Annotated in this window: 19 protein-coding genes; 10 read left to right on the top strand and 9 right to left on the bottom strand. The window is 47.3% G+C overall.

Going from position 1 to position 20,462, the window contains the following annotated elements:
• Positions 1–26 precede the first annotated feature (26 nt).
• The 3 genes from DXD04_RS00625 to DXD04_RS00615 are packed head-to-tail and all read right to left on the bottom strand — an operon-like array spanning position 27 to position 2,398.
• Positions 27–1,598, bottom strand: coding sequence for a DUF3945 domain-containing protein (locus tag DXD04_RS00625; protein ID WP_004291455.1), 1,572 nt, complete (start codon positions 1,596–1,598; stop codon positions 27–29).
• A 20-nt stretch (positions 1,599–1,618) separates the two neighbouring features.
• The gene (locus DXD04_RS00620; RefSeq protein WP_004291454.1) at positions 1,619–1,969 is read right to left on the bottom strand and encodes a helix-turn-helix domain-containing protein; all 351 of its coding nucleotides are present in this window, start codon (positions 1,967–1,969) and stop codon (positions 1,619–1,621) included.
• A 3-nt stretch (positions 1,970–1,972) separates the two neighbouring features.
• Positions 1,973–2,398 (bottom strand): helix-turn-helix domain-containing protein, encoded by a 426-nt coding sequence (locus DXD04_RS00615; protein ID WP_004291432.1) that lies wholly within the window; start codon positions 2,396–2,398, stop codon positions 1,973–1,975.
• Positions 2,399–2,536: 138 nt separating this feature from the next.
• On the opposite strand from DXD04_RS00615, the gene DXD04_RS00605 reads away from it, so the two are divergent.
• Positions 2,537–2,836: a helix-turn-helix domain-containing protein gene (locus DXD04_RS00605; protein ID WP_004291426.1), complete on the top strand. Its 300-nt coding sequence runs from the start codon at positions 2,537–2,539 to the stop codon at positions 2,834–2,836.
• 31 nt (positions 2,837–2,867) lie between these two features.
• A complete protein-coding gene (locus tag DXD04_RS00600) occupies positions 2,868–3,173 on the top strand; it encodes a helix-turn-helix domain-containing protein (RefSeq protein ID WP_004291424.1) in 306 nt (101 codons plus the stop codon).
• A gap of 77 nt (positions 3,174–3,250) precedes the next feature.
• Here DXD04_RS00600 and DXD04_RS00595 read toward each other — a convergent pair whose 3' ends face one another.
• Together DXD04_RS00595 and DXD04_RS00590 are read right to left on the bottom strand one after the other, a co-directional pair.
• A complete protein-coding gene (locus DXD04_RS00595) occupies positions 3,251–3,613 on the bottom strand; it encodes a hypothetical protein (protein ID WP_004291423.1) in 363 nt (120 codons plus the stop codon).
• 11 nt (positions 3,614–3,624) lie between these two features.
• Positions 3,625–4,860: a site-specific integrase gene (locus DXD04_RS00590; RefSeq protein ID WP_004291422.1), complete on the bottom strand. Its 1,236-nt coding sequence runs from the start codon at positions 4,858–4,860 to the stop codon at positions 3,625–3,627.
• 356 nt (positions 4,861–5,216) lie between these two features.
• Here DXD04_RS00590 and DXD04_RS00580 point away from each other — a divergent pair, with 356 nt between their 5' ends.
• From DXD04_RS00580 to DXD04_RS00555, 6 genes are read left to right on the top strand one after another with little or no spacing between them, the layout of a single operon-like run.
• Positions 5,217–6,179 (top strand): glycosyltransferase, encoded by a 963-nt coding sequence (locus DXD04_RS00580; RefSeq protein ID WP_117670047.1) that lies wholly within the window; start codon positions 5,217–5,219, stop codon positions 6,177–6,179.
• Positions 6,180–6,191: 12 nt separating this feature from the next.
• A complete protein-coding gene (locus tag DXD04_RS00575) occupies positions 6,192–7,211 on the top strand; it encodes a glycosyltransferase family protein (RefSeq protein ID WP_117670045.1) in 1,020 nt (339 codons plus the stop codon).
• Between the two features lies 1 nt (position 7,212).
• A complete protein-coding gene (locus tag DXD04_RS00570; RefSeq protein WP_117670043.1) occupies positions 7,213–8,130 on the top strand; it encodes a glycosyltransferase in 918 nt (305 codons plus the stop codon).
• The gene (locus DXD04_RS00565; RefSeq protein WP_117670041.1) at positions 8,127–9,176 is read left to right on the top strand and encodes a glycosyltransferase; all 1,050 of its coding nucleotides are present in this window, start codon (positions 8,127–8,129) and stop codon (positions 9,174–9,176) included. Before DXD04_RS00570 ends, DXD04_RS00565 begins: the two co-directional genes overlap by 4 nt.
• Before the next feature lie 55 nt (positions 9,177–9,231).
• Positions 9,232–10,494, top strand: a complete 1,263-nt coding sequence (locus tag DXD04_RS00560) for a glycosyltransferase family 4 protein (RefSeq protein WP_117670040.1) — start codon at positions 9,232–9,234, stop codon at positions 10,492–10,494.
• Positions 10,487–11,251, top strand: coding sequence for a glycosyltransferase family 2 protein (locus DXD04_RS00555; protein WP_117670039.1), 765 nt, complete (start codon positions 10,487–10,489; stop codon positions 11,249–11,251). Before DXD04_RS00560 ends, DXD04_RS00555 begins: the two co-directional genes overlap by 8 nt.
• 59 nt (positions 11,252–11,310) lie before the next feature.
• Here the strand turns inward: DXD04_RS00555 and DXD04_RS00550 are convergent, their stop codons facing one another.
• On the bottom strand, positions 11,311–13,800 hold the full coding sequence (locus DXD04_RS00550) for a glycosyltransferase family protein (protein ID WP_117670206.1): 2,490 nt from the start codon (positions 13,798–13,800) through the stop codon (positions 11,311–11,313).
• 90 nt (positions 13,801–13,890) lie between these two features.
• Between DXD04_RS00550 and DXD04_RS00545 the strand changes: the two genes are divergently transcribed.
• Both DXD04_RS00545 and DXD04_RS00540 read left to right on the top strand, forming a co-directional pair.
• Entirely contained in the window at positions 13,891–14,586 is a 696-nt protein-coding gene (locus DXD04_RS00545; RefSeq protein ID WP_022054305.1) for a 5'-methylthioadenosine/adenosylhomocysteine nucleosidase, read from the top strand.
• Positions 14,587–14,593: 7 nt separating this feature from the next.
• Positions 14,594–15,079 (top strand): S-ribosylhomocysteine lyase, encoded by a 486-nt coding sequence (locus DXD04_RS00540; protein ID WP_007559432.1) that lies wholly within the window; start codon positions 14,594–14,596, stop codon positions 15,077–15,079.
• Between the two features lie 191 nt (positions 15,080–15,270).
• Here DXD04_RS00540 and DXD04_RS00535 read toward each other — a convergent pair whose 3' ends face one another.
• From DXD04_RS00535 to DXD04_RS00525, 3 genes are all read right to left on the bottom strand, one after another.
• The gene (locus DXD04_RS00535) at positions 15,271–17,676 is read right to left on the bottom strand and encodes a glycoside hydrolase family 2 TIM barrel-domain containing protein (protein WP_117670205.1); all 2,406 of its coding nucleotides are present in this window, start codon (positions 17,674–17,676) and stop codon (positions 15,271–15,273) included.
• Between the two features lie 245 nt (positions 17,677–17,921).
• Complete coding sequence (locus DXD04_RS00530; protein ID WP_117670038.1) at positions 17,922–18,590, bottom strand: DUF3823 domain-containing protein; 669 nt, start codon at positions 18,588–18,590, stop codon at positions 17,922–17,924.
• A 6-nt stretch (positions 18,591–18,596) separates the two neighbouring features.
• The gene (locus DXD04_RS00525; RefSeq protein WP_117670037.1) at positions 18,597–20,459 is read right to left on the bottom strand and encodes a RagB/SusD family nutrient uptake outer membrane protein; all 1,863 of its coding nucleotides are present in this window, start codon (positions 20,457–20,459) and stop codon (positions 18,597–18,599) included.
• Positions 20,460–20,462: the final 3 nt, after the last annotated feature.

Genomic DNA, 20,462 nt, shown 5'->3' with positions numbered 1-20,462 from the left:
TTTTGGATTCAGTGGCGGACACGGGATTACATTTTCATGCCCTTGCCCGTTTTCTTCTGCGGCTTCTCCTGCTGCTGTTGCTGGCGGGCGTCCTTCGGGTTGGTCTGACCTTTCTGCAACGGCTCTCTCAGATTCTTTGTAGCCTCGTTGGTCTTGCCATCGTTGTTCACCGCCACCTGCGTGCGGCTCTCGTTGGACGGAGCAACCTGCTGTGCATTGTCAGGGTTCGTGTCGTAGCGGTACGGGCGTCCCTTCTCCGGGTTGAACTTGATATACATCGTGGCATGGAAGCCCTGCTTGTCGGTCACGTTCTCCAGCTTCACGGCTTTACCCGCCACATAGTCGGCTTTCTGCTGGTCGGTGAAGCTCACGCCGCTCCATTTGCTGATGGGGCGGATGCTGCCGTCCTCGTTCGTCCACGTGTTGCGGCGTTGCTCCTTCTTGGTCTGTGCGGCATTTTCCCCGCCCTGCGCCTGACTTTTCGATGTGTCGCCTTTGGTTTCCTGTGTCTGTGCGGTACGGGGCGACTTGCCGGTTCCCGGCACGAACTCCACGCCGCGCTGCTCCACGTTCACTTGCAGGGTGGTGACGAACTTTCTGCCGTCGTTGCGCTCGATGAGCTTGTCGCGTACGGGCAGTCCGGCGCGGAGCATGTCCCGCTCCTGCGTGGTGATTTCCGTCTTGCCGATGCGCTCCGGGATGCGCACCCTGCTTGCCGGAATGTCCGTGATTTCATTCGTCTTGCGGTCGATGCTGATGTAGGAGGGGATGATCTCGCCCGTTTCCCTGTCCACAATGTCCACGACCCTACCGAGATTGCCCGTTTCGCGGAGGTTCTTCCGGTCATTGTCGGAGAATTTGTGTTCCTTGTACTCATCCAGCTTCTGCTCCTTGCGGATGAAGTGCGGCACGAGGCTGATGTTTCCCTCACCGTCCTTCTTGAAGGAGAGGCGGGCGTCCAGCTCGAATGATTCGCCGCCGAAGGTCGGTTTGACCTTTACCAAGTCGGACTTGCCATAGTTGAGCATCTTCGTAAGGTCGCCGGACTTTTCAAGGTTGTCCCGCTTTACGCCCCATCTGTCCTCCAGCTCCTGCCAGTTGATTTTACTCTCGTCGATGGGCTGGTAGCCACGTTTGCCCTGCATCTGTTCGGATTTGTCCTGTTGCTGTTCTTTCCGTTGTTCCATGTTCTCCTGTTTTTGAGGTTCTTGTTTCTCTGTCTGTTGTGCTGCCATCTCTTCCTGCACCTTCTTCTCATAGTCGGAGGTGTCCACCTTGTGAGGGGCGAGCAGCTCCTTGTTCGCTTCGGGGTCTTTCAGCAGTTGCTTCATCACCTCTAAGAGATTTTCAGCTTGGTCTGCCGCAATGCGGTAGAAACCGAAGCGGCTGGGTTCCTTGCACTGCCGGAAGAAGTTCTTGAAGAAGTTGTCCAGCACGTCGCCATGTCGGTCGAATTGCAGGAAACTCTGCGCGTTCTCCGCTTTTGCGGGGGTGCGCTTGGGTGTGCCGTCCGCGTTCAGCCCGGCTACCACGCTGATCTCGCCTGTCTTCTCGTCACGGACTACCAGCACGTCCTTTTCGTCTTTTTTCTTTGCCATCTGAAAAATGTTTTAATGGGTTATTTATGAAAGAAATTATGGATACGAGCCTTGTAGAAGGCTATATCTTCCTTTTTGAAGTCCTTGATATGGTTGGAAAGGAATGTCAGCACGTCCTCCTCGCTGTAATAGGTCTTCTTGCCCAGCGTCTTGTAGGGCAATGCGCCTACGCTGCGGTAGCGTTGGAGGGTGCGTTTGCTTATCTGGAGCAACATGCACAAATCCTGATTGTCGAAAAGGCGGATGCTTTCCGTGATAGTGGGCTGTTTCCCCTCAGCCTTCATCGCCAGCAGCAGTTCGTCCTGACGGTCGAGCCGTTCCATCAGCTTCTGCATCCAGCCCTCGAAGTTGTTTCGTGTGAGCAGTTCCATGACCTATGTCCTCCTTCCTTTTGGTTTGCCGCCCGTGCGCAGCGTGTGGTTGTGGAACAGGGTGTCTATTGTCCCTTCCTCGTTCCTTACTGTGTTGTCCTCCAATAGCCGCAGTATCTCGGAAAGGCGGTAGCGGCAGCTTCCGCGTACCACCACATACTCGATACGGTGGTCGGTGCGCATACGCTGCATGGTGCGCTTGCTCACGTTGAGCATCTTCGCCGCCTGTGCCGTGTCAAGCAGCTTGTCTTCGGTTTCCCGCTTCCGTTTCTTCTCGTCCCTTGCCTCGCGGATGTACCCTGCGATGTTCGCAATCTGCGCCATCATCTCCTTGTAGGCGGAACTTTCCATTGTTATCACTTTCATGTTCAGTCCTTTCTTTTTGTTTCTGCGACAAAATTCGGCAATAAACAAAAGGGGCTTTAACAACTCACTACGTGACTCACGTAAGATTTTTGCGGAAGATGGCTCCGTAACCCGGTCAAACGGCGCAACAGGCAGCCTTTCAGCGGAAAACGATACGTCTTGTATGCCGTTTCGTTACCTTTGCGGCAAACTCTAAATGACATGAATATGGAAATAGTATCTATCGAGAAAAAGACTTTCGAGATGATGGTGGCGGCATTCGGCGCACTCTCGGAGAAGGTCGCCGCCCTGAGGCGCAAAAGCGACACGGGGCGCATGGAAAGATGGCTCACGGGCGAGGAGGTCTGCGGGCAGTTGAGAATAAGCCCGCGCACGTTGCAGACGCTGCGTGACAGGCGGCTTATCGGCTACTCGCAGATAAACCGCAGGTTCTATTACAAGCCAGAGGAGGTGAAGCGGCTGATACCGCTTGTCGGCACGCTCTATCCGCACGGCAGATGATTTGATTTATTCACCCACTGAATCCGAAGTTATGATGAACGAGAACAACGATGTTTTTACGATGGAAGACGAGCCGATAGCCTCTGTGGTGCAGGATATGCGCAAAGGCTCGAAATGGCTGTCCGCATTTCTGGAAAGCTACCGTCCTCCGCTGGACGGGGAACGTTACCTGACGGACGGCGAGGTGTCGGAACTGCTCCGTGTGAGCCGGCGCACCTTGCAGGAATACCGCAACAACCGCGTGTTGCCCTTCATACTTTTGGGAGGGAAGGTGCTTTACCCGGAAACGGGGCTGCGCGGGGTACTGGAAGCGAACTACCGCAAGCCGCTGGAGTGAGGCGGTTTCATGAAAAAGTAAACGGGTGACACCTTTTGTGGTGCTACCCGTTTACTTGTCTTATGGGGTATGTGCAATCAGCAATACCCGGCTTTTCCGTTCTGTATGAACATCACGTATGTCTGCCGTTTCTCTTGTGAGAGTGCCTTTCCCACCAGCCATGTGCGGAACAGGTGGGTGTTGTAGGTATTCACCCTGAAAGCGACCGGGATGATGATTTCAAGGGCGTACACGTCCGCGTGCAGCCCGTTTTCAAGCTGCATGTAGCGGCACACCTCGTAGTCGTTCAGCACGTCCGACTTGCGGACGGCTCTGATGGCGGCGTTCACTGCCGGGACGGTCGTATGGAACAATCCGGCTATTTCGGTGGCGGTCATCCACACGTCGTTACCGGTTACGCTGACTGCCTTGTCCTCGATGATGATTGTGTCACGTTTCATGGCTTTTCTTTTTAGATGGTGCAACCTGCAAATTCCTCGACGCCGTTCAATCTTGCGGCAAGGTTCTCCATGTCCTGATTGAGCTTCTCTTTGGTTATCTTTGCGTAAATCTGCGTCGTCTTTATGCTCTTGTGTCCGAGCATGGAGCTGACCGTTTCGATGGGAACACCGTTGGAGAGGAATATCGTCGTGGCTGCCGTGTGGCGGCTCTGATGCCACGTGATATGCTTGGTGATGCCGCAACGCTTGGCGACGGCACGGATACCGGCAAGGCACGTGTTATAATGCGGAACGGGAAATATCCTGCCGTCCCCGCACAGTCCCCGGTATTTGCCGATTATGCGGTTGGCGATGTCGAGCAGGCGGATGTTGGACACCACGCCCGTTTTCTGGCGGTTGATGTTTATCCACTCGTGTTCGTCGAAGTAGGTGCGGATATTCTCTTCCGTAAGGTTGCGCATATCCGCGAACGACAGCCCCGTGAAGGCGCAGAACAGGTAGAGGTCGCGGTACAATTCCTGTTTGGCGTTTTTCAGTTTCCCCTCCATCAGCAGGCGGATCTCATCTTTGGTCAGGAAACTGCGTGTTGTTTCCTCCTTCTTGATTTCATACTCGCGGAACGGGTCGCGCGTCAGCCACTCGTTGTTGATGGCGATGAATACCATCGTCCGTAACGGGCAGACGTACAGCCACACGGTATTGGTGCAGCAGTGCTTGTCCGTGCGCAGGAACATCTCGAAGTCGGAGATGAAAGCCGGGGTAAGCTCTTTTAGGGCGATGTCCTTCACATGGTAGCGGATGTCGAGGAACTCTTGCATGTGCTTGTAAACGGTGCGGTACTTCAGCAGCGTGCCTTTGGCTTTCATGCCTGCCTCCACCTGCTTCTCGTAGTCCTCGTTGTGCTGGCGGAACACCTGCATCAGCGTGTGGTAGCGGTGTTCCAGTCCGAGAAAGGCGTTCTTCACCTTCTCCGCCGTGACGAAGTTGTCACGCTCCATGATTTCCTGATAATGCCTGTTGATGCGTACCCGCATCTTGTCAAGCATACGGTTCGTTTCGAGTGCCGCCGTGCTTCTGCCCGTGACACGTCCACCTTTGGTGTCCCACAGTTTCGGATCGACAGTCAGTTTGCAGCTGAACTGTGTCTGGCTGCCGTCCACCGTGATGCGTCCCATGACGGGAACTGTCCCGTCCTTTTTCACTACCTGACGCTTGAGGTAGTAGATTACTGAAAATGTACTCTTCATTGTCCTTAATTTTTGGGTTTCAAAATTAGTTGGTGAAGAGTCCGGTGTTGGTACGCAAAACGGGGAGGAACGGCGCAATCTTTTTCCGTAACCTGATTTTTCGCATGAGTTATGGATAACTCACTATTCCTTAGAGCCTTGTTTCGCTATTCGTACCCGTTTGTCGCATTTTCGGGCATGGTTACGAACAAGTAACGTAGCGGCGTCAGGATTTGGCTTCGGCAGGGATTGTAATGGCTTCACGGATTATCGCCACTTCAACCAAAACCCTTGTAACTCAATTCTATCACTATATCTTTCCGCATTTCACTTTTTTGTAGTAACTTTGCAACGGGAAATTACAAATAAAACCTTTTATGAAAGAAGCCCTTACGCCACAGGTAAAAGTTTCGGTAGTAATGTGTACCTATAACGGAGAGAAATATCTCCGGGAACAGATTGAATCCATCCTGAACCAAACCTGCCCCGTTTACGAACTGATTATCCAGGATGACCGTTCTACCGATCGTACAGTTGAAATTGTCCGCGAATACCAGCAGAAGGATTCCCGCGTAAAGCTGTTTGTGAACGAACAGTCACTGGGCTTCAACTATAATTTCTCAACCGCTTTCACCCGGGCTACAGGAGAATACATTGCCTCGACCGACCAGGATGACATTTGGCGTACCGACAAGATTGAGGTACTGATGAAACACGTCGAAGGCTACAGCCTGTTATTCCACAATTCCCAGCTCTTCACAACAGACATCACACACTCCCTGGGAATGAAAAATGCATCCAACGTGCTTTATAACCCGCTTTTCCTATTGATGAAACCCTATGTGCCCGGTCATGAATGCTTTTTCAGCCGCACCATCCTTCCGCGCTTCATGGAAGCTGTGGAAAAGGAACATCGTATATCCTACGATTCACTGTTGATGCTGGCAGCCGTGACCTGCGGACCTATAAGATTCATAAATGAAGCATTGGTGTACTGGCGCCGTCATCCCCAAGCCACTTCTTATCTGAGCAGCAGCCACTACAGCTTGCTGAAAGGATTGGTATCCGCAGTACAAACCCTAAGCAATAAGGATAAGCGCAAAATTACCCAACGTTATTTCATGGCTCTAAGCGATTACCCCTTTACAGACTATGCAGCTGCAAAAATTATACGTTGCATGAAAAAAGGGAATTTATGGGGCATTCTGCAAAGTTGTATGCTCTGCTGCCACAACCGTAAACAGCTTTATCCCTATCACAACCCGCTGCAATCATGTATCAAGTCATTTTTCACACCATTGTATTTCATTCGCGACTGCAGCCAATTCATCATCTGTTAAAATCGTAAGAATATGATTCGCTTCACCGTTTTTCCACGTTTGCGCATCCTTCCTCACCAGAAGGCCAATCCTTATATCCGTGATTTTGTAGCTGCATTAGAGCAGGAAAAAGTATCCCAGGTGGTCAATCCGCCACACAAGAACCCATTGTTCAGCCTGCTGCCTCCCAAACGGTGGGGAGATGTATTTATATTTAACTGGTTCGAAAGTATTCCCGATTCCAAATACGGACCATTGCAGTCTGTTGTGGCAGTCTGCTTCGTCATACTGCTGAAACTATGCGGACGGAAAATAGTATGGGTATTACACAACAAAAAGCCTCATGCTGGAGGCCATGCACGATTGAAAAAATTCCTCACCCGCTTCATCGCACAAAAATCGGACCTTATCCTGACGCATGCCACCGAAGGTGTGAAAATGATTGAGGCTCATTATCCCTATGCCGCCGGAAAGATACATTTCCTTCATCATCCTACCAAAAACCGTCTGCCGGAATCACTACCTGCAGAAATGCCGGAATACGACATACTTATCTGGGGAAACATCTCACCCTATAAAGGAGTACTAGAATATCTTTCCTATCTGAAGAACAATCCGCAAGACCTCAAAGTATGTATTATTGGAAAATGTTCACCGAATTCATTAGCCAATGAGATACGCCAGATAGCGCCCCCGAACGTCACTTTTATCTGTGAAAGCCCTTCATTCGAGGAACTGGCACACTATATCCGGAAATCGGCGTTTGTGCTTGCCCCTTATTGTCCTGATTCGGTGCTGAGTTCAGGAATTCTGATGGATTCACTCTCTTTCGGAAGCAAGATTATCGGACCAGAAGTAGGTTCATTTAAGGATTATGCACGTGAAAAGCGCCTGAACGTCTACACGTTTCATGACTACGAGGATATAGAAAAAACGGTCGCCTGCTATAAAACGACTCCCATATCCCTTGAAGACTATCGGAGCTTTCTGAATGAAAACAACTGGGAGCACTTCGGAAACCGAATCATTAAATTAGTAAAATCCCTCAAATAAAATGACGAACACCTACGCACCTATCCTGCTATTTGTATATAACCGTCCGGAACATGTCCGCCGGAATATCCAGGCACTACTGAAAAATGAACTGGCAGCCGAAAGCGAATTGTTTATCTATTCGGATGCGGCAAAAGATGAAACATCACAGGCTGCCGTAAAAGAAGTACGCGCTTTTATCCGGTCAATACAAGGATTCAAGAAAATAACCATTACCGAACGTGCGGAAAACTGGGGACTCGCCCGTAGTATCATCGATGGAGTGACAACCCAGATAAACCGTTACGGTCGTGTCATCGTACTGGAAGACGACCTCGTCGTGGCCCCTCATTTCCTGCAGTTCATGAATGATGCCTTGGAAACTTATCGTGATGAAGAGCGGGTAGGTCATATCCAGGCCTGTGATTTTACTCATGACCCCTCCCTGCCCGATACTTTTCTCATTAAATGGACCGGAAGCTGGGGTTGGGGTACCTGGGACCGCGCCTGGAAACATTTCAATGCCGACGGAAAGGCACTGCTGACAGAACTGGAAAGCAGAAAGCTTACCTATACCTTCGACTTTAACGGCAAATATGGTTACACCCGTATGCTGCGCCGGCAAATTGAAGGTAAAAATAATTCATGGGCCATTCGCTGGAATGCTTCACTTTTTCTAAAAGGCATACTCTCGCTTAACGTCGGGAAATCGCTGGTGCAAAACGAAGGATTCGATGGAAGCGGTACCAACTGCGGCGGAGGAGGATTGTACGCATCCGAATTGTACATGGAGCGACTTCCTGTAAAAAAGATTTCCCCTATAGAAGAAAATATACAGGCACGTAATGCCTATGTCCGCTACTATGCCCGCACCAATTCATTCATGGCAAAGGCCATACGACGCATCAAACGTACATTGAAAGGAGACTTCGGCGCATGAAAATATACTATTACCACACCCGACCTATTGCTTCTGCCCTAAAAGAATGGAAGGAGCATACACATCCTGGACATATCCTATACGGACTTACCCACTTCCCTAAAAACGGGATTGACCCAGTGCTTCACCCATACAAACATTTCACCTCACGCTGGAAACTGATGTGGTATAACCTACACGCCATTCTGAGGTGTAAAGAAAATTATGATGTAGTTTATGGCACCTCTTACCGGGGACTGGAACTTCTCATATTCTTACGAGCTCTCGGCCTGTTCCGTAAACCAATAGCCGTCTGGCATCACCAAGCCGTCCCCCAAAGCAAAGGTTGGCTGAAAAATCTTCTTTCCCGCCTTTTCTATAAGGGTATAGACTGTATGTTCTTTTTCAGCAAGGCATTAATAGACGATTCCCTGAAAACTGGAAAGGTAAAAGAAAAAGACATGTACCTTATCCATTGGGGGGCCGATCTGGACTTCTACGACCGCATGCGGAATGAGGCGAAAGACAAAGAGTTCATCTCTACAGGAAAGGAAAATCGAGATCTGGCAACCTTACTCCAGGCTTTCAGCCATACCGGACTGGAATTCGACCTCTATACTTCCCCAGCTAACGGTGACCAGAAATATGAGGAAATCACCAACCGGTTTCAAGGGAAAAACAATATCCATATCCACATAGTAGAAGGTATCATACCGTATCAGTTAGCACTGGAGGTAGCTCGCTCAAAAGTTGTCGTCATTTCCTGCCTTAACTATCCTTACACTGTCGGACTAACTACGCTGGTAGAGGCACTGGCACTCGGGCTTCCAATCATTTCAACCCGAAACACCAAATTTGAAATGAATCTGGAACTGGAACAAGCCGGTATGTTAGTAGATTACGGTGATGTGGCAGGATGGGAAAAGGCTTTACAATATCTGCATGACCATCCGGAACAAGCCCTCAAAATGGGAGAAAACGGTAGAAAACTTGCAGAAACGACCTACAACCTGGAAAATTACAGCCGTGAACTTTCGGAAGTCCTGCTAAAAAGATTTAACCGGTAGCATGCTTTCAAAAAAGAATAATGTACCTTTGCAATAAAATTAAGCCGACAGACTAATGAGAGTACTGATCATCAATACCGCAGAACGCATCGGAGGAGCTGCCATCGCAGCCAACCGACTGATGGAAGCTTTAAAGAACAACGGAATAAAAGCCAAGATGCTGGTCCGTAACAAGCAAACCGATCAGGTGACAGTGGTTGCCCTCAAGAAATCATGGCGCAGAATCTGGCAGTTCACATGGGAACGAATTGTCATCTGGGCAGCCAACGGCTTCAAACGGCATAACCTTTTTGCGATGGATATTGCCAACACGGGTACAGATATTACCTCCTTACCGGAGTTCCGTCAGGCAGATGTGATTCACCTGCACTGGATTAACCAAGGCATGCTTTCCTTGAAAGATATCCAGCGCATTCTTGCTTCCGGGAAACCTGTAGTATGGACCATGCACGACATGTGGCCTTTCACCGGTATCTGCCATTATTCCGGAGAATGCGAGAAATACACTGCACAATGTCATGACTGTCCGCTTCTACTGAAGCCTCATCATCATGACTTGTCGGAAAAGACGTTCCATAAAAAGCAAAAGCTCTACGCTACGGCTCCCATTACGTTTATAGCTTGTAGCCGATGGCTGGAATCTATGGCACGCAGAAGCAGCCTGCTGCAAGGACACACCATTACAAACATTCCTAATGCGATTAATACTAATCTGTTCAAACCACGTACCAAGAAATTCGCACGCGAGAAGCTGAATCTACCTGCCGACAAGAAGCTTCTTTTGTTCGGCTCCATGAAGATTACGGATAAGCGTAAAGGAATAGACTACCTGATTGAGGCATGCAAACTGCTGGCTCAACAGGAACCGGAATTGAGTCAGCAATTAGGAGTAGTGGTATTAGGAAGTCAGGCCGAACAGTGCAAATCACTTTTCCCCTTCCCTATCTATCCCATGAATTACGTAAGCAATGAAAAAGAGCTGGTAGATATATACAATGCCGTCGACCTCTACGTCACTCCTTCCTTGCAGGATAACCTACCAAATACCATTGTCGAGGCAATGGCCTGTGGCATTCCTTGTGTAGGATTTAATGTAGGAGGTATTCCGCAAATGATTGACCATTTACACAATGGCTACGTGGCCCAATATAAATCGGCTGACGACCTGGCCAACGGCATTTGCTGGACGCTGACAGAGGGAGACTACGAAACATTAAGCTCCGAAGCCTATCGCAAGGCTGTGACAACCTACTCTGAAGCAACTGTAGCCAGCCAATACATTCAAATATACAACCACATCACCGGAAAAAATGCATAACATTCATCATTTACATCCGAAGTTTTCCATCATCACGGTTACTTATAATGCCGGAGCCGTACTGGAGGACACTATTCAGAGTGTCATCACCCAGACCTACAAGAATGTGGAATACATCATCGTGGACGGAGGTTCCAAGGACAGAACTTTACAAATCATTGAACAATACAAGGAACATATACATACCGTAATCAGTGAGCCGGATAAAGGACTGTATGATGCCATGAACAAGGGAATCAAGCTGGCCACCGGTGATTACCTTTGCTTCCTGAATGCAGGCGACGAACTGCATGAGGATGATACTCTCCAGCTGATGGTACACTCCATTACAGAGTCCACACTTCCGGATGTGCTATATGGTGACACAGCCATTGTGGACGAAGAAGGACACTTCCTGCACATGCGCCGCTTGGCTCCTCCAGAAAACCTGAACTGGAAAAGTTTCAAGGAAGGCATGCTCGTATGTCACCAGGCTTTCTTCGCACGACGTGACCTTGTAGAGCCCTACAACCTTCATTATCGTTTTTCAGCAGACTTTGACTGGTGCATCCGCATCATGAAGAAAAGCCAGGTACTCCACCACACTCATCTGGTGCTTATCGACTACCTGAATGAAGGAATGACTACACGCAACCACAAAGCTTCCCTAAAAGAACGTTTCCGCATCATGTGCAAGCATTACGGTGTAGTATCTACCGTACTGCGTCATGCCTGGTTTGTCATCCGGGCCCTGAAAACTAAAAAACGTCCCAGTTAAGTGGCCTGAGCCTCTTCACTGGAACGCTTTTATTTCTTCAAACAAACTTCCCGGCCTGTTTACTTCTTATTTTTCTTTAGAGCCAGCACAATGGCGACCAATATTGCCAAGCCCAATATGCCCAATGCAATGAAAGCAATAGTTTCCGTCACATGGAGTGATTGCGGGTCAAAGGTAAATTCTACCACATGCTTTCCAGCTGGTACATTCATCGCACGCAAGATATAATCTGCACGGCCATGCAATACCTCTTCTCCATCAATGAACGAACGCCATCCCGGATAGTAAATCTCAGCAAAGACTACCGTACCGCCCTTCGGAGAGTTTACTTCATACTTCAACGCATTAGGTTCATAGCTGGTCAATACAATCGTACTCAGGCTGTCGGCACCTACAGAAGCTTTCACTTCGTTCTGGAACTTTTTATCTACCACTGCTACGTGGGCCGGATTTACCTGATGCAACGCTTCTATTTCTTCATTGGCATTGTTCACATACTGCACCTCGTTAACAAACCAGGCATTGCCTAATGCATGAGGATTAAACATCGGAATAGTCTTGCCCTGCTGCAACGGAATGATGAAATAACGTGTATTCAGCATATTCAGTACCGGAGTCAACGTATCACCTACCTGACTTAAATCAGCTCCTACCGAGGGTAAAGTCTTATACAGAGCCGTAATTTCACCCTGAATGTGCTCATCAATCATTTCCTGATAACGGCGAAGCTTCGCTGCATGATACCCTCCAATACTTTTGTGCCAGTAGGCTGTATTGTTCTCATTAAAGGTATTGACCGACAGATTCAATACACGATAATCCAGAGACTTGTCCTGAAGTATCTGCTTGTCTGTTTCCGAAGGTTCCAGGAAAGGCTGCATTTCTGTACCCTTTGCCACAAACTGCTCGTCATACAGATAGCGTTTGTTTACACTCCACATATCTACCAGACAAAGCAAAGCCAGCAAACCAACCAGCAGCTGTGCTTTCAGTTTTCCGGCACAGTATCCCCATAACAACACAGCTCCTATCAATACGACAAAGAAGCTCCTCCAGGCATCCGAAGTAAAGATGGACTTACGTATCTCTTCCAAGTTAATTAAAATCGGAGCCAGCTGATCGGCCGGAATCGCATTCTGCAATGCGTTCATTTCGGCAGAAGACACATACGAAGGGAAGAAGAAGCCTGGCGCCAATGCAAACAGCAAAGAAAGACCTCCCGTCAAAGCAAAAGTAATATAGAAAGACTTACGTGATTCATTCCACAACTGCGGACGTTCTACCACTTCTTTTAACGCCATAATGGCCAGCAACGGTATGGTAAACTCTGCAATAACCAGAATAGAAGATACCGCACGGAACTTGCTGTACATGGGCACATAGTCAATAAAGAAATCTGTCAGGCCCATAAAGTTATGTCCCCAGGAAAGTAATATGGAGAATACGGTTCCACCCACCAGTGCCCACTTCATCGGTCCTTTTACGATAAACAATCCCAGAATGAAGAGGAACATAACAAAAGCACCTACGTATACCGGACCGGAAGTACCCGGCTGTTCCCCCCAATACTGTCCCAACTGACTATACAATCCCATATAGTTAGGGTCGGCCTTCTCCATGGCTTTCTCATTTTGAGCCAAAGGAACAGAAGCACCTCCTTTCACATTCGGAACCAGCAACGAGAAGGTTTCTCCGATGCCATAGCTCCACTGTGTGATGTAGCTTCGTTCCAACCCGCTATTGGTCTGGTTTGCACTGTTCTCCTTTACCAGCTCACTTTTGCCGCGCATGGTCTCCTTGCTGTACTCATACGTATGATATAGGTTTGACAAGTTCACACACACGCCCAACAGGCCGGCAACTACCAGTACCACACTGGCTTTGATAAATTGAGGTATCATCTTTTCCCGCCATGCCATCACCCCATACGCAATGGCCATGAACAGCATGACAAACAAGAAATAGTAACTCATCTGCGGATGGTTAGCCACAATCTGCAAGGCCACAAACAAGGCTGTCACAATCCCCCCAGCCAACAGCTTACCACGATAAGCCAGCACCATACCGGCAATGGTAGGAGGAATATAAGCCAGTGCTACAAACTTCCAGATATGACCGGCCGCAATGATGATGAAGAAATAAGACGAGAACGCCCAGATAATGGCCCCCAAGGCTGACATCCACACCTTAAAATCAAATGCACGCAAAAGGATGTAGAAACCCAGCAGCATGACAAATACATACCACACGTAAGTAGGCAGGAACAGATGATATACCTGTTGAATCCAGCCCAACGTATCGGTAGAGTCATAGCTCGGAGACATCTGGTAGGTAGGCATTCCTCCAAAAATGGAGTTTGTCCAGCGCGTACGTTCCCCCGTCTTCTCCAGGTATTCACTCATTTCACGTCCAGAACCGATGCCAGCTACTGCATCATGCTGAGCCAGAATTCGTCCTTCATTTACCGCAGGATAGAAATACGCAAACGAAATAAGGGCAAAAAGCACGATTACCACTACATCGGGTAATAGTTTCTTGAACAAGTTCATATTATTCATAATTAATGTTTTCGGCAGGCAAAGATAACACAATACTGCCTGAAAAGTCGTAAATTTGCCGCTGAAAATCTTTTTTAACGCATGAAAATAGGAATCATTACGGCCATGTCTTCCGAACAGAAGCAACTGGCTAATCAACTCGAGAACAAGACTGAACGCAAAGAAGGCCCCTTCACCTACATTGAAGGAAACATCAAGCAAAATACCATCATCCTGATGCAATGTGGCATCGGCAAAGTGAATGCCGCTGCCGGAACGGTCGAACTTATCCGCAACTTCCAGCCCGACTGCATCATCAGTACCGGAGTAGCCGGAGGAATCGACACCTGCCTGAAAGTGATGGACGTAGTAGTCAGCCAGCAGATTGTGTACCATGACGTATGGTGCGGCGAAGGCAATGCCTACGGACAGATTCAGGGTCTCCCTACTTTCTTCCAGGGAAATGAAACCCTCTTCCAGTGTGCCCTTTCACTCGATACAGAAACGGCTATCCACGGAGGTCTGATTTGTACAGGCGACAAGTTTATTACTGACCGCAGCGAACTGGACGAAATCAAGCATAACTTCCCGGAAGGACTGGCTGTGGATATGGAATCGGCTTCCATTGCCCAGGTGTGCTACCTCTATCAGATTCCTTTCATCAGTTTCCGCATCATCAGTGACACTCCGGGAGCTGACAAGCACTTTGAACAATACCAGAATTTCTGGGGGGAAATGGCCGACCGTTCTTTCCACGTCACTGAAACTTTCCTGAAAGCATTACCCAACAAACTATAATCGCTTTATGAAAAAGATACCAAGCTTTACAGTAGACCATATTCGTTTGCAACGCGGTATTTTCGTGTCACGCAAAGATGAAGTTGGAGGTGAAATCGTTACCACCTTCGATATTCGTATGAAAGAGCCTAACCGTGAACCGGCCTTAGGTCCTGCCGCTATCCACACCATTGAACACCTGGCAGCGACTTTCCTGCGCAATCATCCGGTATGGGCCGACAAGATTATCTATTGGGGACCAATGGGCTGTCTGACCGGAAACTACCTGATAGTAAAAGGCGATTTACAATCCAAAGACATTGCTCCGCTGATGACAGAAACCTTCCGCTTCATCGCCGATTATGAAGGTGAAGTGCCGGGAGCCAGTGCAAAAGACTGCGGAAACTACCTGATGATGAATCTTCCTATGGCCAAATGGGAGGCAGCCAAGTTCCTGCATGAGGTGCTGGAACAACTCACCGAAGAAAACTTAAACTATCCGGCTTCCCTGTAAAATCAAACCACCTGTTCCAGAAACACGAACAGGCTATCACCTTATCAGGTGCCGGAAAACAAAGCGTGCCGGCAGGCGCTTTTCAGACAGCCTGCCGGCACGCTTTCAGTACTTCTTAGGCAGTACCGTAGTACTTCCCTGGCAGTACTCCAGTACTTTCACGGAAGTACCGCAGTACTGCCTAAGAAGGATTACTCAGCCTTCAATACCACTTCCGCTCCTTTCAAAAGAGGAGAAGTCAGTTTCACACGAATCTCACCTTTCTCACCTGTAGTCTGGATATAAGCCAGCAAACGTCCGTGGAAAGCACGGTGGTGATTATCTGTATAATCACTCATATCTCCGTTATTAGAACCTTCCAGTCCCAACAAACGTGCCGGACCTTCAATCTGACAAGTTACGTCGTTATCGCCTAATTTTACGATAGTACCTTGTTCGTCCACCACTTCGATCGTTACATGTGCAGTAGCCTTATCCGGTGACAAGACTTCCTTATCCACAGTAGCCCGCAAGGCGGATGGACGTCCAGAGGTCTTGATGGCATAAGATGAAAGCACTTTTCCTGTTGCATCACAACCTTCTGCACGCAATTCTCCATCCTGATAAGGAATATCCCAGTAAATGATACCACTCTTATCATCGTAAGGCTTCATCTGGCCCACTTCTTTTCCGTTCAGCAACAAACGAGCCTGCGGTGCATTGGTATAACAAACTACCCGAATCAACTGGCCCGGTTCGTAGTTCCACAAATCCCATGCATCCATTGATACCCAGTCGTGCTTGGGATATGTACCGATGTAAGTCACAGGTTTTTCACTCCAAAGCGAAGCTCGGAAGTATCCGCGTGGTTTAGGGAAGCTGCCAAAGTCCAGCAAACCGGTATACAAACCTCTGGAAGGCCATCTGCCTGATTCACCCAGATAGTCTGTACCCGTCCAGAGGAACTGTCCGAAAATAAATTCCTTGTCGCGTACCGCATGCCAGGCTTCAATTCCCACACCGGTTTCACTACCGTAAATCACACGGTCAGGATAAGTAGCATGATCTTCATCATAACGGTTTTCCGTATAATTATATCCTACTACATCTACTGCTTCAGGATATTCTGTCTGATTCGACATTACCACTCCGGCCAATGCACCGGTAACAGGACGAGAAGTATCTACCGCACGTACACAGGCAGCCAGACGCTTTGCAATCTTACCGATACGCATGGCATCCGGCGCATCAGGCTTGTATCCTCCGAACATAGGCTGATTGATGGTTGTGCCATCCAGAATCGGATGAGAATAAGGGTCATTCGGATAGTCTACCTCATTACCGATACTCCACAAGAATATACAAGGATGATTCCGGTCACGACGCACCATATCCGTCACATCGCGTTCAATCCATTCTTCAAAGAAATCAAATGTTCCGTCATAGCTTGGCTCACCGACATTCCATCCCTTTATCCATTTCCGTTTCGGGAACTCCCATTCATCCGAAGCCTCATCCATCACCAGGAAGCCCATTCGGTCACATAAATCATACAATACCGGTGCCTGCGGATTATGGCTCATACGGATGGCATTCACACCTATTTCTTTCAGGTTTCTCAGACGGCGCTCCCATACCTCAGGAGGAACTACTGCTCCCAGTACACCAGCATCATGATGCAGACATACTCCTTTCACCTTCATCCACTCTCCGTTCAGGGCAAATCCCTTGTTGGCATCAAACTTCAACGTACGGAGACCTACATTCGTCGAACTGCCATCTATCCGTTTGCCGTCACAAAGCAGCTCTGTCTTCAACGTGTACAGATAAGGTGCATCCAGATTCCAGCGGCGAGGTTTCTTCACCTTCAATGATACTGTTTCTTTCGCAATACCTTCAGCCTTATCCGCCACTTTCTTACGGCCCTGTGCTACCAGTGTACCTTCTGCATCATAAAGTGCCGCAGAAACCTCCAATGCACCAGCAGCCTTCACATGTTTCTCTACTTCCATATCGACTGCCACTACCGCCTGCTTATCGGTCAGCGAAGTAGCGTGCCAGCCTATTCCCCATTGGGCAAAATGAATGTCAGGAGCAGAAATCATCCACACATCCCGGTAAATTCCAGAACCGGTATACCAGCGTGAATCGGCATAACGGCTGTGGTCAATACGGACTGCCAGCACGTTATCTCCTTCCTTCAGGTAGGGAGTCATGTCATACATAAAAGAGATGTATCCGTTCGGACGTTTACCAAGCAAGTGTCCGTTCAGATAAACCTCGCTGCGGTTATATGCTCCCTCAAAATAGATATAATGGCGTGCGGCCTTATCGGTAACCTGAAAATGTTTCCGATACCAGCCTATACCACCCGGCAAATAACCGGTACAGCTTGCCAGTGAAGGAGAAAGCTGTCCTTCTACCGACCAGTCGTGCGGTAAATCCAGCTTTCGCCATTTACTGTCATCATACGATGCAGAAGCACCCAGACTATCGTCTGACAAGCTGAACAACCAATTCTCATTGAATTTTTTGGCTTCGCCAAAAGATACTTGGGCTTGCACTGAAAAGCATGCAAGCAGAATGAATGAACAAAACAAAAAGAATCTGTTTCCCATAGAACCGTTTTTATTAATCATACAAATTATTTGCATAAGCTCAGAATAAGCTTACAAGAGTACATTTTTAGAAAAGCTAAAGTTACAGATGTTTTTCTGATAAAGGACAAGACCTATAAACAAAATAATAAAATCTCTATATAAAAATCTTTGAATCAGGAGCATATCCATTAATTATAAAGGGCTGACTCCTCAATGGAATCAGCCCTCCATGTTAAACAGTCTATATCTTAGCAATAACAGACTTATTCAATCTTAGTAGACTGCGTAAAACAATATTCAGATGCCTGTCCAGATTTTACTCCTACTCGTGCAAAGAAATAATCCTCAGAAGCTAAGCTTTCTGGAATATCAATCTCAGCAGTAATTTCTTGATCCAATGTAATGTTTGATCCTAAGCTAAGGTTTGCACGATTCGTATTATTATCTGTGATAAGAGTTTCTCCCAAATATATGCGTACATCTTCCAATGCAGCACCTTCAGAAACTTTCTTCACCGTAAATTTCGCAGTTACCTTAGAACCGTTTTTAGTGAACGAAGCATTCTTTATCACAAAATAAGGAGTAACAGGAATATCCTGTACCGTATTTCCATGTACTTCTATAAGAATCGTATCATTTGTAGGGCGTTCCCAAGGAGCATTACCCATACGTACGAGTTTATATTCTCCATCAAAAAGCACGGCAGAATAAGTTCCATCCTGATTAACATACACAGGAATAGAGTTATGAAGGGCATATCCGTCCTGATAAAGAACGAATTCAGCACCTCCGGCACGTACGCAAACGGGCTCACCATCATAAATGACTCTACCCGTCAACAAAGACTGAGGTTCATCATAATTATCATATCTACAGCTGCTTATTGCTAAAAGGCAGCACAACAAAGTAAAAAATGATGTTATCTTTTTCATATTTTTTTATTGAAGCGGGTTCTTTACAATTAACGGGTTATTATTAATTACATCATCTGCAATAGATGAATAGTAATTTGACATTCTGAACATACGGGCCAGGATGAAACGGCTTGAACGATGTTTCACAAAAATATACTTATCTGTATCATTCGTTCCCGGTTTTGCCTTAGCAATTCGATAAGGATACAGGCCATATACCACAGCTGTACTGTTTTCACTTTCATCTCCATCCCATACATCATCTGCAATTCTCCAACGTTTCAGGTCAAAGTAACGCTGGTCTTCAAATGCCATTTCAACTCGACGTTCATTCTGAATCTTTTCCAGTGTCAGGCTTGTCAGACTGTTTGCAGGGAATCCAGCACGTTCACGCAACTTATTAATATAGAACAATGCTCCCGGATCCTCATCTCCCAATTCAAAGGATGCTTCTGCTGCATTCAGATAAATTTCTCCCAAACGGAACCAGGGCCACCAGTTTTCTTCGTAGTTTCTCAATGTAAAGCCAACTTCTTCGCTTATATATTTACGAATATAGAAACCAGTATTACTTACATTCTGTGCTCCATCCAAAGGACCATCCTGACCAACATAAGTCTTACCATCCGTATAGGTACTACCCAGTGTCGGGTCAGACAACAGATCGTAATCCTGTTTTTCATCATTCCAAACAGCTACGCCAGCCTGTATGTCTACATCAGAACCTCTATATTTTGTACCCGGATAGATAACGGTTCCATAAAGACGTGCATCCTTATTGGCAAACAGGTCTGCAGGATTATCAAAAACCTTATAGTTATTGTTCTCATCCATATACTTCAGCTTTCCCGGAGTTCCATCCAGGTAATCAAAAGCTTCAACTAATCCCAATGACGGGCCGATGCAAGAAGAGTTTTCATTATCTTCTTTCAAATGCTGGATTACATTATCAAAACCAAAGCTATGAACCTTAACAGGATTCTTATAATCTTTGGCCCAGATTATCTCCGGATTTTTCTCCTTATCCATAAAGAGCTTATAAAAGTTTACACCTTTATCTGCATTCTTATTATACAAGTCATATCCTCCGTCTTTGATAATCTCTTTAGAAGCAGCAAGAGATTTTCTATAATAATCATCAGCCATACTTGCCGGAATACCGACCTCACCGCCATCTGTTACGAGTGTAGGAGTATATAAGGCATTGTATTTGGCAATTGAAGCAGCATACAACATCGCACGGCTTTCCAAAGCCAATGCCGTGAAATAGTTCGCTCTTGTCTGACTTCCGGCATTTGCCTTCAAGTCATTCTTCACAGCCTCACATTCACTGTAAACGAAGTCATAAACCTCATGTTCCTTCGCACGTGGATGCTGCAGGTAAGAAGGATCACCGCTATAATCATATTCCAGTGTAGAGGTAATCAAGGGAACACCACCCATACGTCTTACCATATCAAAATAAATGTAGGCACGAATAAAACGGAACTCTGCCTTAAACAAGCTTTTTTCCTCTTCTGTCAATTCTGTACCATAAGTTTCCAGATTCTCAATGGACATGTTGATATCGCGCATCAGACCGTAATCCCATAAGCGGCCATAATCATTTCCATATTGGAAATTATTTCTTCCGTTTCCGTCTAACGCACCACACCACATGGCATCATCAATTTCGGTCATACCTCCGGTATTAAAATCTCCGTGCAGATGCGTAATACGGTTATACAAGTTTGCCAACTGCGACTTTACCATATTGGGGTCATTCCATACCTGCTCATTTGTCAGAATATTTTTAGGATCCCTTTCGAACCAGCCATCACCACAACCCGACAAAACAGAAGCGAAGGCAGTTCCTATTATCAATAGTTTTATAGAATTCTTTTTCATCTT

Origin of the sequence: Phocaeicola plebeius (assembly GCF_003437535.1) — a bacterium.
GTDB lineage: Bacteria > Bacteroidota > Bacteroidia > Bacteroidales > Bacteroidaceae > Phocaeicola > Phocaeicola plebeius_A.
The sequence above is the reverse complement of the archived record's forward strand: the minus strand, read 5'-3'. Positions and strand labels throughout refer to the sequence as shown.